This window comes from Salinigranum marinum (genome assembly GCF_024228675.1).
GTDB lineage: Archaea > Halobacteriota > Halobacteria > Halobacteriales > Haloferacaceae > Salinigranum > Salinigranum marinum.
In genome coordinates, this window is the sequence record NZ_CP100461.1 from 1,427,400 (window position 1) to 1,445,468 (window position 18,069).

Genomic DNA, 18,069 nt, shown 5'->3' on the forward strand with positions numbered 1-18,069 from the left:
ACGCAACGACGACGCGACAGCGAACGCGAACGGTCGCCAGGGCGGTGTGACCTCGCCCTCCCCAGCCGACTCGTTCGCTCCCTTCGGTCGCTCACTCGCCCCTCGCGCGTCGGGTCGCGGCTCCAGCCGCGACCGTCACGCGCCACCGCACCGCCTCCGCTTGTGGCGCGGGTGGCGCGTGGGAGCGAGCGACCAGCGGGAGCGAGCGAACGCGCGAGGGCCGGCTCGCGCTGTATGCGCGAGCCAGCGGCTGGGGAGGGACGCGGCTGCGGGTCACCGCTCTGGCACTCCCGGGGTCCGGTCGGTCACCGATCCACTCACCGAAGCGTCTGTCAGACAACGGATGGACGAACTCGCAGACCGTAGTGGTTCTTCTTATCGTGAGCCGACTCGGGATGAGATGAGTCGGGTCCGTGAGCGATTCGCGACGCGTATGCAACGAATCCGAAACCAACCGCCGCTCGCGGGGTTACCGAAACCGTCTATTCACGTAAAACCCGTCTGCTCACGTCTCCGTCTCGCGTTCCTGTCTTCGTTCCGGACCCAGTTCTCGCTCCAACGCGCTCTCGTGAGCGCGTGCCGCCGCATGAATTATTACGCTGTCATCTGATGGGGGAACCGAGGACCACACATGCCATTCTATAGCGGGGACGAACTCAGTGCAGTGTACGACGAAGCGCTCGACGAGGGGTTCGGCCTCGTCGCGAGCAACATCGCGGAGCCCAACGTCATGATGGGGCTCATGGAGGGGGCGTCGGAGGTGAACTCCGACCTGCTCATGCAACTGAGCGGCGGTGCGTGCTCGTTCGCCGGCGACGGCGACCCCGTCGCGGGGCTGAAAGCGATGGGCACGTACATCGAGACCATCGCCGAGCGGTACGACATCGGCGTCTTCCTCAACATGGACCACCAGACCGACATGGAATTCATCGAGGCGCAGATCGACCTCGACATCCCCTCGTCGATCATGATCGACGCCTCCCACGAGTCGTTCGAGGAGAACGTCCGGCAGTCGAAACAGGTCGTCGAGATGATCGAGGACGCCGGCCGCGACATCCTCGTCGAGGCCGAGCTGGGGCGGATCAAGGGCGTCGAGGACGAGATCGTCTCCGAGGAGGCCTTCTACACCGACCCCGAGGAGGCCGTCGAGTTCGTCGATCGGACCGGCTGTGATCTGCTCGCCATCTCCGTCGGCACCCAACACGGGGTCGCCAAGGGGAAGAACCTCGAACTCAGACCCGACATCGCCCAGGACATCCGCCAGGAGCTCCGCGACCACGGTCTCGACACGCCGCTCGTGTTGCACGGCTCGTCGGGTATCCTCCCCGAACAGCTCCAGCAGATGCTCCAGTACGGCATCTGCAAGGTGAACAAGGACACCCGCTACCAGTACGAGTACACCCGCACGCTGTTCGATCTGTACCGCGAGGAGCCGACGAACATCGTCCCGCCAGAGGGCGTCGAGGACGACCGCGACGCGTTCTACAACGCCGTGGAGTGGTCGCCGAACAAGGACGTGTTCGACCCGCGCGTCGGCGGCCGACAGGTCCGCGACCGCATCGCCGAGGTCTACGGCGACCTCGCCGAGATCGCGGGCAGCGCCGGCAAGAGCCGCTACGCGTAGTCACGTCGACCGAACGGCCGTGGGTTCGCGGGCCGCCACCCGCCCCCGTCTGCCGCCTCGTTTCTATCTCCTCCCGGCTACCACGTACACGTCGGACAGCGTTCGAGATCCGACAGCGCGGCGCGGTCGACGGTTCGTTCCTCGTCGACCGGCGCGACGTCGACGTACGAACAGCCGAGGATGTCCGTGCGGTGCCAGATACCGTCGGCGCGGACGAGCCTGAGGTCCCCCATACGTGTCAGTCCGCTGTCTACCCTCTTGTGTCTGTCGGCGGACCGACACGCTCGTCGACCGAGGACGTTCCGACGGAGCCCGCTGTCGGACAGTCGAGTCCGATCCGTCCCTACCAGTACGGCGGCGCTGCGGGGAGCGCCGCCTCGCAGGTGGGGCAGGTGTCGGCCTCCACCTCGTACGTCATCTCAAGACACTCGGGACACCGGAGCATCCGGCCGTTCATCCGTTCGAGCGTCCAGACGCTCGTCATCCCCGCGGCTCCCAACCCGTCCCGTGCGAACAGTTCCTGCGCCGCCTCTTTGTGTGTGCCCCCACGCATGAGCTGTCGGGCGTCCTCGGGTTCTTCCCACGCCGTGATCGTGTAGCCGCGGTCGTCGTCGCGTGCGGTGACGGCGCTGATGACGCCGTCCATCTCGGTCATCTCCCCGAAGATCTCCCGAACGCGGTCGTTGACGGCTTCTCTGTCCTCCTCGTCGCGGAAGGAGATCGACGTCAAGCTGAACGCCCCCGGTTCCGTCTTCTCCCCGAGGTCCAGCCGTGTCGAGATCCCGAAGGAGACGGGGCCGAGCTGTTCGGGCTGGACGTCGACGCGAAGTCCGAGCTGTCGCAGCATCGTGCCCCCGTCGAAGTAGCCGCGGACCGAGGTGATGCCGTCGTCGGCCACCTCGATCACGTCCATCCCCGGGAGTGCGACCGTCTCGCCCGTCGGCGGCAGACCCTCTAGAGGACCCTCCTGCGTGCCGTGCATCGTCCACTGGAGGAGCACGGCCCCGTCGTCGGTCGCGGTCAGTCGGTCGACGTCGAACGAGAGATCCGGGAACGTCTCCCACAGGCTGGCCGCGTGCTCCCCGATCGCGTCGCCGGCCACCGCCTCGGGGAGCGTCGGATCGGTGTACGTGCCGCCCTCGGCGAACGTCTCGACGATCGCGTCGGGGTCGTGTGCGTTCCACGCGTCGACGTAGGCCCTGACAGCCGGCTTCTTGGTATGTGTAGACATACCATGTACTTCGACGCAGACCGTTAAATGATTAATTATCCGATAATAACTGGTTTCGACGTCGAACGAACAGGTAGTCGCCCCGTCTCGGGCGGCTCAGGTTCGTCCGGCGTGTGGCCGAAGGCCGTGGGCCGATCGAAGGCGCCCGACACGGCACCGACGCGTGGCGGTTCTCATCGCTGAGAGACGGCGGGTGAGATTAAACAGGGTCGGCGGACAGCCACGAGTCAATGATCTCCGTCGAGAATCTCCGGAAGTCCTACGGGGAGTTCCCCGCCGTCGTCGGCAGCGACTTCGCGGTCGACCGCGGCGAGATATTCGGCATCGTCGGCCCCAACGGCGCGGGCAAGACGACGACGCTGAAGATGCTCGCCGGCCTGGTCGAACCGTCGGGTGGGGAGGCGACGATCGACGGACGCGACGCCGGCGATCCCGAGACCCGCCGATCGCTCGGCTTCCTCCCCGAGGAGTCCCCCCTGTACGAGGACATGACGCCTCGGTCGTATCTCCGGTTCTTCGCCGATCTGTACGACGTTCCGCGCGACGTCGCCCGCGAGCGGACCGAAGGGACGCTCGATCGCCTCGAACTCGAACACCGCGAGCGCCGACTCGGCGACATGTCGAAGGGGATGAAACGGAAGGTCGCCATCGCGCGCTCGCTCGTGAACGACCCCGACCTCCTCATCTACGACGAACCCGCGTCGGGACTGGACCCCCTGACGACGAACTACGTCCTGGAGTTCACCCGGGAACTCGCCGACCGGGGCAAGACCGTCGTCTTCTCCGCACACAACCTCTACCACGTCGAGAGCGTCTGCGACCGCGTCGTCATCATGAACCGCGGACAGATCGTCGCGCGCGGCACCGTCGACCGGATCCGCGCCGAACACGGGACCACGTCGTACCGCGTGTTCACGACCGTCCCCGTCGAGGGGAGCGACCCGACCGGCGACGGCGAACACCTGACGGTCGTCGACGACATGGCCGCCGTCGAGGAGCTCAGGACCGAGGCAGAGAGCGCCGGCGGGACGGTCTCGGACATCCGGACCCGCGAGCCGAGCCTCGAAGATCTCTTCCTCGACATCGCCGGCCAGCCGCTCGAGACGGATCCGCGTGCGGAGGCGGCCCGGTGAGACCGCGCGCGATCGCCCGCATCGCGCGCTGGGAGGTCGACCGCTCGGCCGCCGTCGTCGACCGCCGGACGCTCGTGCTCGGCCTCCTCGCGCTCGTCGTCGTCGGGAGTGTGATCGGGGTCGGCGTGCTCTCGAGCGGGGTCGCCCTGGACCGCGACCTCTACCGCGTCGGCGTCGCCGAGTCGAGCCCGTACCACGACCCGGTCGCGTCGTCGACGAGTCTCGCGGCCCGACCACCCAGCGAGGACGCCTTCCGCGCGGGCGACCTCGACCTGCTCGTCCGCGAGGGGGGTGTCGTCGCCCGCGACACGCGGAAGGGCGAGGCCGCGCTGTCGGCGTTCCGCGCGAGCGTCGAACGCCACAACGCGGCGCTGATGCGGGCCGAGGAGAACCGGAGCGCCGCGTTCCCCGTCGTCGTCTCGCTGTCGTACGCGACGCGGGCGGAGGCCCAGGCGGCCTCGACGGTGAGCGGCGGAGACGCCGGCGACGGTGGCGACGGCGGGGGCGGCGGAGCGGACGGCACCGCCGCCGGCGACGGTGGTGGCGATCGGCTGGCCGGGCCCGACGCCAGCACGGGGAGCGATGGCGGCCCGCTCGCGGTCCCCGGGATCGGCGGGAGCGTCTTCGCGCAGGACTCCGTCGGTTCGCCCGCCGACATCGACCCGCCCTTTCCGTTCGGCTCGCTCGTGCTCGCCTTCGCGTTTCTCGTCCCGATGAACTTCGTCATCCAGGCGTACGGGTCGACCGTGCTCAACGAGCGGGTCAACCGGCGGGGGGAACTCCTCCTCGTCGCACCCGTCTCCCCGACCGACATCGTCGCCGGGAAGACGCTCCCGTACTTCGCCGCGATGGTCGGCGTCACGGCGCTCATCGCGGTCGCGGTCGGCGGCGGTCCCGTCTCGGTCGCCGCGGTGGTCCCACTCGCGCTGTTGTTCCTCGCGGCGACGTTCGTCGGCGCGATGTTCGCCCGGTCGTTCAAGGAACTCACGTTCGTCACGGTCACCGTCTCGGTGTTTCTCACCTCCTACGCGTTCGTCCCAGCCATCTTCACTAACGTGACGCCGATCGCGCTCATCTCGCCGCTGTCGCTCGTGGTCCGGGATCTCCAGGGTTCTGCCGTCGGTCTCGCGTCGTACGCGTTCTCGACCGGGCCGCTCTACCTCTCCGCCGGCGTCCTGTTCGGCCTCGGCGTCGGCGTCTACCGCGAGGAGGACATGTTCACCCAGCGGCCCGTCCCCCTGAAGTTCCTCGACGCGCTCGACGCACGCCTGTCGGGGGCGTGGTCTGTGGCGCTTCTGTCGGCGCTTTTCATCCCGTTCGTCTTCGTCGCCGAACTGCTCGGCGTCGCCGTGCTGTTCGCCCTGCCGATCTCCGTCTCGATCCCGCTCGTGCTCTGTGTGGTCGCGCTCGTCGAGGAGGTCGCAAAGAGCCTCCACGTGCTGGCGGGCTTCGAGAAGGGGCGGTTCGCGCCGACGGTCGGCTCCGCGCTCGCCCTCGGGACGGCCTCGGGTGCGGGCTTTTTCGTCGGCGAGAAGGCGACGGCGGTCGTCCAACTCGTCGGGCTGCCCGAACTCGCCGTCGGGCGCGCCGCCTTCGCGCCCGCCGGAACCGTGGGCGTTGAGGCGCTCCCGCTCGCGCTCGGACTCCTGCTTGCGCCGCTCGTGGTCCACGCCGTCACGGCGTCGCTCTCCGCGCTCGGTGCCAGAGGCGGGTTCCGACCGTATGTCGCCGGACTCGGTGCCGCCGTCGTCGTTCACACGGCGTACAACCTCACGGTGGTGACGCTCCTTGGCTGACGGCTCGCTCACCGTGGCCCGGCGCGAACTCGCCGTCCTCCGCGCCGAGAAGACGATCGTGCTCGCGCTTCTCATCCAGCTGTTCATCGCCGCCTTCTCGTCGTTTCTCGTCGTCGGCCTCGTCTCGCTGTACGATCCCGGGAGCGTCCAGGGCTACCAGGTCGAGGTCGCGCTCTCGGGCCCCGACGAGGAGGCGCGCGAACTCGCCGCGGTGGTGCGCGACCAGCCCGGGATGCAGGCGATCGACTTCGACACCCAGGAGGCGGCGGTCGAGTCGTTCAAACGGGGCGACGTCGACGCGGTGCTCGTCGTTCAGCGGCGCGACGGGCGGACGTTCGTCCGCGCGACCGTCCCCGACTCGAACGTCGCGACGACCGTGACGGTCGTGCAGGTCCGCGAGGCGCTCCGGGCGTTCGAGCGGGCCGAGCGGACCGAACGCGCCGCCTCCCTCGAACGCACGCCGCTCGCCCTCCCCGCCGAAGGGGTGACGAGCCCGTACTTCGGATTCACGTACACCGTGCTCGTGCCGCTGTTGTTGTTCCTCCCGGTGTTCATCAGCGGCTCGGTCGCCGTCGACTCGCTCACCGAGGAGATCGACCGGGGAACGCTCGAACTGCTCCGCGTCGCGCCGGTGTCGTTCGGCGACATCGTGAACGGGAAGCTCCTCGCGGCGGCGGGACTCGCGCCGGTCCAGGCGGCACTCTGGATCGCGCTCCTCCGCGCAAACGGGACCGCTGTCGCCCACCCGGCACTGCTCGTCGCTCTCGTCGGGTCGCTCGGGGTACTCGTGGTGTCGCTCGCGCTCGCGATCGGTGTCGTCACCCCCGACCGCCGCACCGCGCAGTTGCTGTACTCCGTCGCCGTGCTCGTCGTCTTCGGTGGCACAGCAGTGCTCCCGGTCAACCCCACGACCGTCGCTGCGCGGCTCGCGATCGACAGCGCGGACCCGACGAGCGCCGCGGCGGTCGCCGTCCTCGCGGTCGTCGCGCTCGCGGCGTACCTCGGGCTCCGGTGGATCACCCGCCGGGTCGACCCCGCCGCGCTCGGCTGAGGCCGAAGCACAAGCGGAACGCACTCAAGGCCGGCGGTCACACGCGGAGGTATGGGAATCGGTGGAACCGCGAAGAAGCTCCAGAAGGTCGCGGAGATGGGCGAGGAACTGTACAAGCGGATGAACGACCTCCGCGCGCAGGTCAGCGAGATGCGCGAGACCGTCACCGCGACGCACGAGCGCGTCGACGGGCTCGAGCGCGAGGTGGCCGAACAGCGCGCGATCCTCGAAGCGCTCGCCGAGCGCGAGGGGATCGACCTCGACGCCGTCGTCGCCGAGACACACATCGAAGAGGCCGAGGGTGCCGCCGGCGACGGCGACGGCGATGGTGATAGTGACGGGGACGAGGATGCGGACATCGCTCCCGACGCAGACACGGCGGCCGCGGACGACACCCCGTCGCAGAACTGAGTCGTCGTCGCCGGTGGGCGTGAGACGCGAGAACGAAGCTCGGTGACCGGTGGCCGCTGATCGCCGGACCCGTCTCCGACCGTTCAACCGAGCAGCCGGGCGTGTTCGACCTTCATACACCGATCCTGGACGATATCGAGGCCGCCGGCCTCGGCGCGCACCGCGGCGTCGTCGTCGCGGATCCCGAGCTGGAGCCAGATCGCCTCGGCGTCGTCGCGCGACTCGTTCCGGTCGAGCACCCGATCGACGACCCCGCTCACTTCTCGACTCGGGCGGAACACGTTGACGAGTTCGACCTCGTTGGGGACCGCGGCCAGGGAGTCGTACGCCGTCTCGCCGAGTATCTCGTCGGCCATCGGGTTGACCGGAACGATTCGGTAGCCGTGGCGCTGGAGGTAGCGCGGGATCTCGTGGGCGGCCTTCCCTGCGGTGCGCGAACAGCCGACGATCGCGATCGGATCCCGTTCGAGCAGGCGCGACAGTCCCGCGTCGCTGGTAACTGGCATCGTCGGATCGACGACCCCGGCGGATAAAAACGACCGGTCGACAGAGGGGCCCTGACCGTCAGTTCCCGGGGAGTCTGACGGTCGGCTCGCCCTCCTCGTGCGTGGTGACGATGCCGTCGAACAGCTGTTTGAGGGTGTTCATCGTCTTGTCGTCGTGAGCGGTCGAGTCGATGGCGAACAACCCGAGGCCGTCGACGCTCTGGATCCGGCCGGTGAACACGTGGAGGAAGCGGAAGACGGTCTGGAGGTCAGAGTACATCAGGAGCGTCGACAGCGAGTGGAGCATGACGCGGTTGTGTTTGATCTCCCTGGTCTGGTAGAACTCCTCGAGGATCTCCGAGAGCTTGATTCCGATGCCGGTCATGTCGACGGGCGAGGAGACGTACTTGATCCGTTCGTCCTCTGTGACGTCGTTGATCCCCTGCTGTCGCGTCACGCAGTCGACGACGGCGACGGGTTGGTTCTCGTAGTCGAACCGGCGTTCGAGATCGGACAGCACGCGCTGTGCGCTGTCTTTCGTACTCACGACGACGGCACCGTCTCCCGCGTCGACGCCGGCGGCGAGGATGTCGAAGCCGAGCGCGCGCTTGCCGGTCAGTGGTGGACCAGCGAGCAGGATGTTGGTTCCTGGCTGAACCTCGGCATCGAGCGCAGGCGAGAGGTCATACATGGACGACCCTCCGGGTAGTCATCCCCGTTGGTAGACAGACGTTCGTGTGACGGGTCGACTCTCCGGGAGTCATTAGATGATACCAAGATGCAGTGTGCCGGTAATATTCTTTTTGCTTCCCTTACTAGTCATCACGATTTTCGGCTGTCACCGACTCAAACAGCCAGTAGAGCGGCGGGTACAACGGTCTGTCGGCTTCCTCTCGGCTCCCCGAGAAGAACGAGGGGAACGCCGCTGACACCCCCACGCGCTCGGGCTGCGCGTCCGTGGCCCGCCTCGAAACGACGGGTATCCCGGGGGAAACCACGAGGTTTAACAGGGCGTGTCTCGCTACGTTCGGATACGGGCGCTTAGCTCAGTTTGGACAGAGTGCTTGGCTTCGGACCAAGTTGTCGCGGGTTCAAATCCTGCAGCGCCCATCCTCTTACAACTTGCTTAGGAATCACAGTACGGCGGAGGGGTATTTATAAATACTATCAGTTCCCAGAGAGGTGAACCCAACCTGCGACGGGTTGACGCCTTCTTGTCTGGCGATTATCTGCGCTAAATATATTTTAAAATATGTATTGGGTAATAAACATCGTCGCGCGCGCTACATGAGATCCTTAGTATCTACTAAGATTCGTAGTTAGCGTCCGTTCCACTTTCACTCCGGTTGAAGTGCTCTTATGTGTCACGCCAGACCAAAGTCACCACTGCATGACAACGCGTCTCCTCCACGTCAGCGACACCCACCTCGGCAACCGCCAGTACGGAAGCGACGTACGGCGCGAGGACTTCGCCGAGGCGTTCGAGCAGGCCATCGAGTATGCCATCGACGAGAACGTCGACGCCGTCATCCACACGGGTGACCTGTTCGACTCGCGCGACCCCAGTCTTCCCGACCTGAACCGGTGTATCGATATCCTCGGACGACTCCGAGAAGCCGACATCCCCTTCTATGGAATCGTCGGCAACCACGAGCGTAAGATGGACGACCAGTACCTCGACCTCATCAACAAGACGAGGACAGCCGAGCGACTGGACAGGAACCCTCGGCTGGTCAACGGCGAAGTCGCCCTCTACGGCATCGATGCCGTGACGAAGCCCGCGTGGCACGCCGAGGACTTCGAACTCGAAGCGCCGCCCGAGGACGCGTTCACGATCCTCTGTATGCACCAGTTGCTGGATCCGCCCGTTCCCGAACTCTTCGCCAATCACCCGCTCGGCGACGTCATCGAACGAGTCAACGTCGACCTCGACGCGCTCGCGCTCGGCGACTACCACGAAACCGTTGGGACAGTTGAGGAAGGAACACAGGTCTGGTATGCCGGGTCGACCGAGCGGTGCGCGAAGGACGAAGCCTCACCCCGCACGGTGAGTCTCCTCGAAATCGACGACGGGGAACTGATTCGACGGGAGAAGGAACTCGACACCCGCGACTTCATCCACATCGACATCGAGTTCGCCGAGGGTGACGGGCACGCGTACGCGGAAGATGTCGTCGACCGCCACAACGTGGAGGAGAAGGTCGTCTCTGTTGCGCTCGATGGCGAATCGACGACAGTCACCTCACGCGACGTTCGTGGGGTGGTGATGGATCGAGGAGCAGCAGTCTGTCGGGTCAACGATCAGCGTGGCGGCCCAGACCTAGACCTCTCCGGAGGGCCGAGCGGTGACATCGAGAGTGCAGACAACCTGATCGAAGAGAAGCTCGCCGAGAGCAATCTCAGCAGCGTTGCCGTCGAGATCGAGGAACGCGTCCGGGAAGGGAAAGCCACGCCCACTGGATTCGACGACGAGGTCGAGGAGTACCTGATGGAGGCACAAGACGAGGCGTTCGACGAGGATGGCTCCGCCGAAGAGGAGGGAGCCGAATGAGAGTCAAACAACTCCACCTGCAGAACATCCGCAGCTACGCTGACCAGACCGTCGACTTCCCGGAGGGGACAATCCTCATCCACGGCGATAACGGGGCGGGGAAGACTTCGCTCCTGATGGGGCTGTTCGGTGGCCTCTTCCTCTCAGAGATCCGCAACGTGGGCACCAATTCGTTCAAACTCGACGAATTCGTCCGCCGTGGTGAGACGAAGGGCGTCGTCGAGTTAGTGTTCGAGGCGGACGGTGTCGACTACACTGTCGAGTGGGAGCTATACACGACCAGCACGCCCAACAGCGCGACGCTGACGTCGCCCGCTCTTTCGCGCACGGTTTCGGGTATCGGTGATGTCCGCGAGGAAGTACAACGGATCCTCGGCATGGACGAAGACGACTTCGCGAACTCCGTCTACGTCAAACAGGGCGAGATCGACCGCCTCATCGAGGCGAGCAATCGGGCACAGATGATCGACGGTCTCCTCGGACTGGACGAGATCGACGACTACATCCAGACAATGAAGATGGCCCGGCGAGGCGCGGGACGCGTAAGCGACCGAAACAGCGACAACGCCGATAGCCGCCGGCAGGAACTCCGTGAGAAATTCGACCGCAGTGAGGACGAGTTCGAGGACGAGATCACCGAACTGGACGAAGAGATTCGGGAGACCGAGGGCAAAATCGAGCAAGTAGAGGAGTACTTGGACACACTGCGCGAGACGCGTGCAGACCTCGGGAGCGATATCAAGAGCTACGAGGATCTCGTCGATCAAAAGCAGGAAACTGAGAACGAGATACACGAGGTAAACGAGAACCGAACCGACAGACAGCAACTGATCGAGGAGTGTGAGGCGCGCATCGAGGAGTTAGAGGACGAAATCGAGGCGCTCGAAGACGAAATCGAGGATCTCTCCGCGGAAGTCGAGTACGAAGTCGGGACAGCCACTGCCGCAGAGACCGCACTCGAGGAGGTGCAGAGCGAGGTGCAGGACGCGTCTGTCGAGCAGGCCAGCCGTGAGAAGGAACTGGAACGCGCACGCGACGAGATAAACGACCTCAAGAGTGAGCTGGATGACGCCCGTGACGAGCTAGATAGCCTTCGCAAGGAGCGTGAGTCCATCGAGGAGACGCTTGACGACCGAGCAGATGACCTCGACTCGGCGAACACCGAACTCGATGCCTCGATCGAGGAGCGCAACGAGATGGCCGTCGATTTCCTCCCAGACCTCGACTCGGTCGAGACGGTGGATGACTCGACGCTCGACCAAGTCAAGGAGCGGCTGGAGACTCTCGACGACGAGCACGGGGAGGCCGAGACGACGTTGGCGCAGCGCGAAACGACACTCGGCGAACGAGAGAAAGACCTCGAAGGCGAGCGCGACGAACTGGAAACGACACGCACCTCACTCGACGAGAAGAGAGACGAACTCGACGACCTTCACACCGAAATCGATACTGCACAAGAGCGAGCCACGGAAGCAACCGACGAGTTCGAGGAGCGTCTCTCGTCACTTGCGGAGCGCGCAGAAGCACACGGCATCGATCTCTCTGAGGCGGAGTTGGAGTCAACAGCGAGTGAACAGCTCCCCGATAGACTGGACGAGGTCAACGTCGAAATCGACGAGGTCGGGAACAGTATCGCTGCACTCGACCAGCAGAAGGACACCCTCCTCGCCGATCTCGAAGAGCTGCGGGAACTCGAAGCCGAGAGCAAGTGTCCCCGATGCAAACAGCCAGTCAATGAGGCCCATATCGACGAGGAGGCCGAGGAACTGGAATCAGAGATAACCGAGACGCGTGATCGGCTGGAGGCACGACGAATCGAGCGCGAGGAACTCGAAGAGCAACAAGCGGAGATTCGCGACCTCCGTAGCGACATCAACGACCTCATCGAGTTCCGTCGTGAGGAGGTCGAAGTCGCAGAGGAGGCTCTCGCCGACCTTCGCGAGCGTGAGGACGAACTCGAGGGAGAAATCGCCGATATCGAAGCGGATATTGAATCGTACGAGGAGGCAATCGACGCTCTCGAAACAGAGGTCGACGACCTCGCAGCAGAGATCGAAGAACTGGAAACAGAGCGCGACCGACTGGAGACAGAGATAAAGGCCGGTGAGGCGGTCGTCGCCCAATTCGAGGCAGTCGAAGAAGAGCGTGAGGACGTCGAGGAGATCGCGGCGGAGATCGACGACCTCCGCGAGGAACTCGACGAGCTGGATGAGCGTATCAAATCGACCGAAGAACAGATCGCGTCGCTCGAAACCGATGTCGACGAACAGACAGAGACTGTCGATGAGCGTCATGTCGCTCTCGAAGAGGTCGAGTCACGCGTTGAGGAGCTCGGATCCCACAAGGAGACGGTGAAGAGGATCACTGACCTCTACGACGACATCGAAGACAAGCAGTCTCAAATCGCTGACGAGCGCCAGAGCATCGACACTCACCGTCAGATGATCGACAGCCTCAACGAGCGCCTCTCCAGTCTACAGGAGGAGCAAGACGAACTCGAAGACCAGCTGGGAGATACCGATATCGACCAGCTGGAAGACAAGCTCTCACAGGTCAGGGAGAAAATCCAACAGCGGAAGGAGACGCGTGGTGACCTACAGGAGGAGGCACAGACCCTCCGCGACGAGCGCAGCACGCTCGAGAACGAGCTATCGAACCTCCGGGAGCTGAAACAGCGAATCGACGAGTTCGAGCGGAGAGCCGAGTGGGCGAAAGCCGTCCACGACGAGCTGAACACCACTCTCAACATCTACGAGAGCGTCAAATCGGAGCTTCGGGAGAAGTACCTCGCGTACATCAACGAGTACACGAACGACATCTTCCAAGACATCTATCTCAACAGCAGCTACCAGCGGGTGGTCATCACCGAGACCTACAAGGAGCGGAGTGACAGCTACGACTACGACATCCAGTTACTCCGCGACGACGGCACGACAGAAGACCCGAGCAACGCGAGCGGTGGCGAACGCGCCATCGTAAATCTCGCGCTCCGAGCGGGAATCTACAAGCTCATCGCCGAGTTGGAGGGGGGCGACCGCGGCCGGTTGCCTCCGTTCATCCTCGACGAGCCGACGACGTTCCTTGACCAAGGACACGTGGGACAGCTCGAACAGATGCTCGACCGGATTCGGGACTGGGACGTCCCACAGGTGATCGTCGTCTCGCACGACGAGGCCCTGATTCACGGTGCTGACCACGAGTGCTACGTCGAGATGGACGAGGCGACGAACACCAGCCGAGTCACCATGCGCTCGGCGGGGGCGGACTGAGGATGGACTCGGAGGCAATCGGTGCCGTCCGCGAACTGTTCGCCGAAATCGACGCCGCCGTCCCACGCGACCGAGAGTCACAGGCCGAACACGCTCGTCGGCTGTTTGGCCTGTTGGAGCGTGAGGGTGGTATCGTCGAGGCCGTCGACGAACCAGCCTTTCACCGCACGCGTCTCGCCGAACTGGGCACGTGGATGGATGACCCGTGGGATGGGGCTACCTACGGAGTCGACGCCAGCACGACGCGTCCGCTCGAATACAACAACGGGCTGGTCGTCGACGCAGCCCATGCGAAAACGGGGGTTACCGGCGGGAGTGCCGATCGAACGCTGGAACGGTCTGGCCGGGTCGTTGGTGTCGCATATCTCGATGACGGCGACAGTACCCTTCATGAGAAGACCCTCGAAGGAGAGTACGTCACGGCGGATCTAGTGCGATTTCCCGAGGCGACCGAGGAGCCCCGGAACATCTCCAAATCCGTCGCCGCGGTAGCACAGCGATTGAGTGAGAGCCGACAGGCAGTCGAGTCGTTGGATGCTCTGGATGGTGCGCTGTTCCTCGATGGATCCGTCCTGCCGCTGGGTATCGTCTACTGGGTACTGCTCGACCATGCTGGCGGCCGGTCTCCTGCTGGGTCGTGGAACTTACCCGCAGAAATCGTCGGCAACTACATCGAGGTCATCGACCGGCAGTACGAGCGCGAACAACCCGTGCTCGGAGTCGTCAAGACCTCCTCGATGTCGCAGGTTCTCGACGCGCTCCGCGAGAAGATCGAACAACACGACGTCCGAGGCGACAACGGGAGACTGCTCGACGTCCCGTGGGTACGTGATCATCAGTTCATGGCCGAGGTGCTCCGATTTGACGATCTGGATTACCTCACGTACACGTCGTGGTTCGTAAGTGCCGGACAGGAGATCAACGGACAACGGTACGAGCTGCTTGAGCCACTGGCCGACCGGCTGGAACACGGAAGTCCGTCAGACTACCGCCGAGCGTTCTGCTTTGTCCGGCTGCCGAAGACGGGCGACCTCCTCCGAGTCGAAGCTCCGTATCTGATGGTACAGGACAGCGAGATGCGCGAACGCGTTCAACTGAAGGCCTTGAAAGAGATCGCACAGCAACAGGGCGTCCCTCGCGCCATCGAGCGTGCCGATAAACTCGCTCGCATCAGCCGGGAGAACCGGCGGAAGATTCGTGATCTGATCGAGCGCACCGAAGCAACGTACGACCACAACTGGGACGGTCGCTGGCGCGACCTCGACGACGACACTGACCTATGACCGACGACGTAGACAAATTACTCGACGACGATCCCTTCGCTGATGAACAGTCCGCAGACCAAACTGAAGAATCCGAGTCTGCTGAGGAGCCCGATTCGGACTCCCCCGATGACGTGGACGCGTCCATCCCCGAGAGACAAGTCGCGAACGAAACCTCAGAACCAAGCGATGATGAAGTGGGGCACGTTCTCGCGAGTGAAGAGATTCGTGTCGCCCGAGACGAGTACAACGTCAACGCGTTCGTGATGACTGGACAGCGAGACGCTGTTCGCGTCGGCGACTACGTCGAGATTCCGTACCCAGTCGACGACAATCTGCTCTTTTCGGTCATCGATGGACTACGGTACGAGCCGTACACGGAACTCGACGACAAGTCGGACACGCACAACCAGATCAGCAAGAGCCGCGAACTAGACGAGTCCGAATTCGTGCTGGTCGCCGAACTTGACCCTCTCGCAATCCTCCGACAGCGGGCGGGCGGAGAACTGGAGCGCGGTATCGTCAACCGTATCCCGAAACCGAACACGTCGGTTAGCCTCTCGCGGGACGAAGATCACCTCCGGACGGGGCTGAACATACCTAAGGAGGGTGTCTTCGCCGGCTATCTCTCGGTCGGCGGAGATGCGATGATTATCGATGACGAGGAGTTCGCGTACTACATCCAGAATCCGGGTATCGACCCGGATACCGGAGAGCCCGAAGACGGAGAACCAGCCGTATTCAGGCACGCGCTCGTCGCCGGATCAACTGGTACGGGGAAGACGCACTTTACGAAAAATCTCCTCCGTCAGTTCGTCGACAGCAAGCGATACCCGGTAGAGGTGAGTGCCGATGACGATGTCCAGCACAGCCGGCTCAACACCGTCATCTTCGACCCCGAAAACGAATACTGGGAGATGCGGGAGGATAACCCGAGCCTGACCGACGAGCAACGTCGGAAACTCCGTCGACAGGGCGTCGAGTTTGACGGAGTCGACGACCTGCAAGTGTTCGTCCCTGAGGTCGACCGAACTCGAAGCCCGTCGACCTCGGAAAGCATCCCGCTGACGATCCCGTTCTCCGTCGTCGAGCACGAGCCTCGGCTGTTGATGCCGTTCGCCCAGATGTCGGATGTGACACGCGGGGCGATCACCAGTTGCATCGAGGCGTACTTCAGCTGCTTCGACGAGGACAACGCGGAGTGGCCGTCACGGTCGGTCGGCGAGCCACGTTACAGAGACTTCATCGACTTCCTCGAGGAGCACGACGACGCCGAGAGTCGGCTTCGAGAGCGGAACAGCATTGGCGACGGAACGTGGGACGCGGTGTGGAGACGCGCCAAGCAGAGCGAGTACTTCGACGTGTTCGACGGTGGCACGAACCCGTTCCCGGAGATGACGGATCAACTCTTCCGCGAGGGGCAGGTTACAGTCATCCCCACGAGCCACCTCCGCGGAGAGAAGGAGTATCTCGTCGTGCTCTCGCTGCTCTCGTACATCATCGAGAACAAGATCGACGACTTCGACGTCGATCCAGCTGTCAAGCACACACCGATGCTCGTGGCGGTGGACGAGGCTCACAACTACTTCTCACGGCCGTCCAACGTTCGGGAGGCATACATTGTTGGACGAGCACGCGAGGCCGCCAAGCAGGGGCGGAAGGACAAATTGGGGCTGATGATGATTACGCAGAACCCGGGCGACATCGACGGGGACATCCTGAAACAGATCAACACCAACGTGTTCCTGCAGCTGCGTGACGAGGTTATTGAGGATGTCCCCTCGGTTCCACGGAGTTATCGGAAGGACATTCCGAAGTTCGCGAAGGGCCAAGCCGTCATCAAGGCACCGGACGTCGAGGCCGTCGAGGTTGTGGGGCTCCCGTACTGCCTGACGCGTCACGATAGTTGAGTGCGATAGCGGTGTAGCACCACCGGCCGTGGTAGGGGCTCGTCCACGATCCGCTTGACAATCCCCATGGAGTCCTTGTTGATTGACTCACTGTTCTGTCCCCCTCGTCACTGACATACGTCGTAAATCTGCCAGCGGGGCCAGATTGAAAATGAGATGCTCAGTCCCGCAGGTCGTAGACGATTTCTTCGTACTCCTCGTCCATCTCACCAATTGCCGCACGAAGGAGTGTCTCGTTCGTTTCGTCGTGGGCACTGGCGACTCGCTTAATATATGGATCCTCTACGTAGATCCCATCACCAAGCCTACCCTCATCATCCTTGTGCGTCTCACAGTACAGTCGAACGAGATTGATTGCCTCCTCACGGGTGTCTCCGACCCGTTTCTCCCAATCCTCCGGGACGACCTGCGATTTGAACGGTGACGCCTGTCTCTCTGTGATCCGAGGATCCAAGATGTAGACGTCCCGGAGTACGTCAATAGGTTCCTCGCGCCATCTTTCACTGACGCGTTGAATGACTTCCCAATTTTCGGAGATGACGTGTTCATTTTCTACGACCCGGTCGGCGACTTCTCTGACGGCTTCCTCGTACGACTCTGCCCCTGCCACTTGTTGTTCATCAACGACCTGTGCGAGCTCGGCCTCTTCATCATCAAGCTCGTTTAGTCGGTCACGCATCTGTTTCAGCTCTTCCGACGCCTCCTCGATGTCGTTCCGAAGCATGGCTTTTTGACGCCGGATTTCTTCGAGTTCGTCTCTTGGATCATCGAGCGTGACGTCGCGAATGTCTTCCAACACCACTTCGTGGAGATACTCCTGCTTGCTATCATATTCGCTCTGTTCGATGAAGCGGTCGAGTTGCTTCTGTTGGATCTCGGGTAGTCTGAACCCGATGATCTTCCATTCGTTCTTTGCCATCGTGGCGCCCCTCCCTATACCGGTGCTGAATAAAAGTGCAAACACCGAGAGGGTGTGTTAGCTAATGAGTATCGAACCGTTCGGAACACTGTGTCCTCTTCAGAACTATCAACCGCCCCTCGCGGTGAAGTTACGGAGTGAGGCGATACGATCGAGGACGCATCAAATTCACGTCCTCGGTCGGGGGAGTCGCTAGTCGTCCACGGCCCTCGTCATCGGGAGGAAGACAACAAGCGTGTTACCATAACATAATCATGTTATGTTAACAGAAGAAGCGTCTAGATGGTGTTTTTGAGAAAGCACCTCGAAGTGTGGCTACTCCTGTCAAAAGGTCGTCGGGCTGTGACGTTCCAGTCGTGTTGCAGGCGGTTCTCGACGGCTGATAATCATTCACCAACCATTATTAACAGCCTCTTCAACTTTCAGT

The 18,069-nt window shown here is 63.2% G+C and carries 14 protein-coding genes and 1 tRNA gene; 10 read left to right on the plus strand and 5 right to left on the minus strand.

What is annotated here, in order from left to right; all coding sequences use genetic code 11:
* Positions 1-631: 631 nt before the first annotated feature.
* Positions 632-1,624: a class II fructose-bisphosphate aldolase gene (fba, locus tag NKJ07_RS07015; protein ID WP_318569873.1), complete on the plus strand. Its 993-nt coding sequence runs from the start codon at positions 632-634 to the stop codon at positions 1,622-1,624.
* 77 nt (positions 1,625-1,701) lie between these two features.
* Here fba and NKJ07_RS07020 read toward each other — a convergent pair whose 3' ends face one another.
* Together NKJ07_RS07020 and NKJ07_RS07025 are read right to left on the minus strand one after the other, a co-directional pair.
* Positions 1,702-1,857, minus strand: coding sequence for a hypothetical protein (locus NKJ07_RS07020; protein WP_318569874.1), 156 nt, complete (start codon positions 1,855-1,857; stop codon positions 1,702-1,704).
* A gap of 110 nt (positions 1,858-1,967) precedes the next feature.
* Positions 1,968-2,855: an ester cyclase gene (locus tag NKJ07_RS07025; protein WP_318569875.1), complete on the minus strand. Its 888-nt coding sequence runs from the start codon at positions 2,853-2,855 to the stop codon at positions 1,968-1,970.
* Positions 2,856-3,085: 230 nt separating this feature from the next.
* Between NKJ07_RS07025 and NKJ07_RS07030 the strand changes: the two genes are divergently transcribed.
* Genes NKJ07_RS07030 through NKJ07_RS07045 form a run of 4 tightly spaced genes read left to right on the plus strand, consistent with a single transcriptional unit; the run spans position 3,086 to position 7,246 of the window.
* Entirely contained in the window at positions 3,086-3,988 is a 903-nt protein-coding gene (locus NKJ07_RS07030) for an ABC transporter ATP-binding protein (protein ID WP_318569876.1), read from the plus strand.
* Positions 3,985-5,784: an ABC transporter permease gene (locus NKJ07_RS07035; RefSeq protein WP_318569877.1), complete on the plus strand. Its 1,800-nt coding sequence runs from the start codon at positions 3,985-3,987 to the stop codon at positions 5,782-5,784. Before NKJ07_RS07030 ends, NKJ07_RS07035 begins: the two co-directional genes overlap by 4 nt.
* Complete coding sequence (locus NKJ07_RS07040) at positions 5,777-6,835, plus strand: ABC transporter permease (protein ID WP_318569878.1); 1,059 nt, start codon at positions 5,777-5,779, stop codon at positions 6,833-6,835. The genes NKJ07_RS07035 and NKJ07_RS07040 overlap by 8 nt, the downstream gene beginning before the upstream one ends.
* A gap of 51 nt (positions 6,836-6,886) precedes the next feature.
* On the plus strand, positions 6,887-7,246 hold the full coding sequence (locus tag NKJ07_RS07045) for a DUF5798 family protein (RefSeq protein WP_318569879.1): 360 nt from the start codon (positions 6,887-6,889) through the stop codon (positions 7,244-7,246).
* A gap of 83 nt (positions 7,247-7,329) precedes the next feature.
* On the opposite strand, the gene NKJ07_RS07050 is transcribed toward NKJ07_RS07045, so the two are convergent.
* Entirely contained in the window at positions 7,330-7,752 is a 423-nt protein-coding gene (locus tag NKJ07_RS07050) for a CoA-binding protein (RefSeq protein ID WP_318569880.1), read from the minus strand.
* A gap of 58 nt (positions 7,753-7,810) precedes the next feature.
* Positions 7,811-8,422, minus strand: a complete 612-nt coding sequence (locus NKJ07_RS07055; RefSeq protein WP_318569881.1) for an RAD55 family ATPase — start codon at positions 8,420-8,422, stop codon at positions 7,811-7,813.
* 344 nt (positions 8,423-8,766) lie between these two features.
* Between NKJ07_RS07055 and NKJ07_RS07060 the strand changes: the two genes are divergently transcribed.
* From NKJ07_RS07060 to NKJ07_RS07080, 5 genes are all read left to right on the plus strand, one after another.
* Positions 8,767-8,841 (plus strand) — tRNA-Arg (locus NKJ07_RS07060).
* Between the two features lie 280 nt (positions 8,842-9,121).
* Positions 9,122-10,282 (plus strand): metallophosphoesterase family protein, encoded by a 1,161-nt coding sequence (locus NKJ07_RS07065; protein WP_318569882.1) that lies wholly within the window; start codon positions 9,122-9,124, stop codon positions 10,280-10,282.
* Complete coding sequence (locus tag NKJ07_RS07070; protein WP_318569883.1) at positions 10,279-13,551, plus strand: AAA family ATPase; 3,273 nt, start codon at positions 10,279-10,281, stop codon at positions 13,549-13,551. Before NKJ07_RS07065 ends, NKJ07_RS07070 begins: the two co-directional genes overlap by 4 nt.
* A 2-nt stretch (positions 13,552-13,553) precedes the next feature.
* A complete protein-coding gene (locus tag NKJ07_RS07075) occupies positions 13,554-14,834 on the plus strand; it encodes a DNA double-strand break repair nuclease NurA (RefSeq protein WP_318569884.1) in 1,281 nt (426 codons plus the stop codon).
* A gap of 428 nt (positions 14,835-15,262) precedes the next feature.
* On the plus strand, positions 15,263-16,723 hold the full coding sequence (locus tag NKJ07_RS07080; RefSeq protein WP_318569885.1) for an ATP-binding protein: 1,461 nt from the start codon (positions 15,263-15,265) through the stop codon (positions 16,721-16,723).
* A 160-nt stretch (positions 16,724-16,883) separates the two neighbouring features.
* On the opposite strand, the gene NKJ07_RS07085 is transcribed toward NKJ07_RS07080, so the two are convergent.
* Positions 16,884-17,642: a hypothetical protein gene (locus NKJ07_RS07085; RefSeq protein ID WP_318569886.1), complete on the minus strand. Its 759-nt coding sequence runs from the start codon at positions 17,640-17,642 to the stop codon at positions 16,884-16,886.
* Positions 17,643-18,069 lie beyond the last annotated feature (427 nt).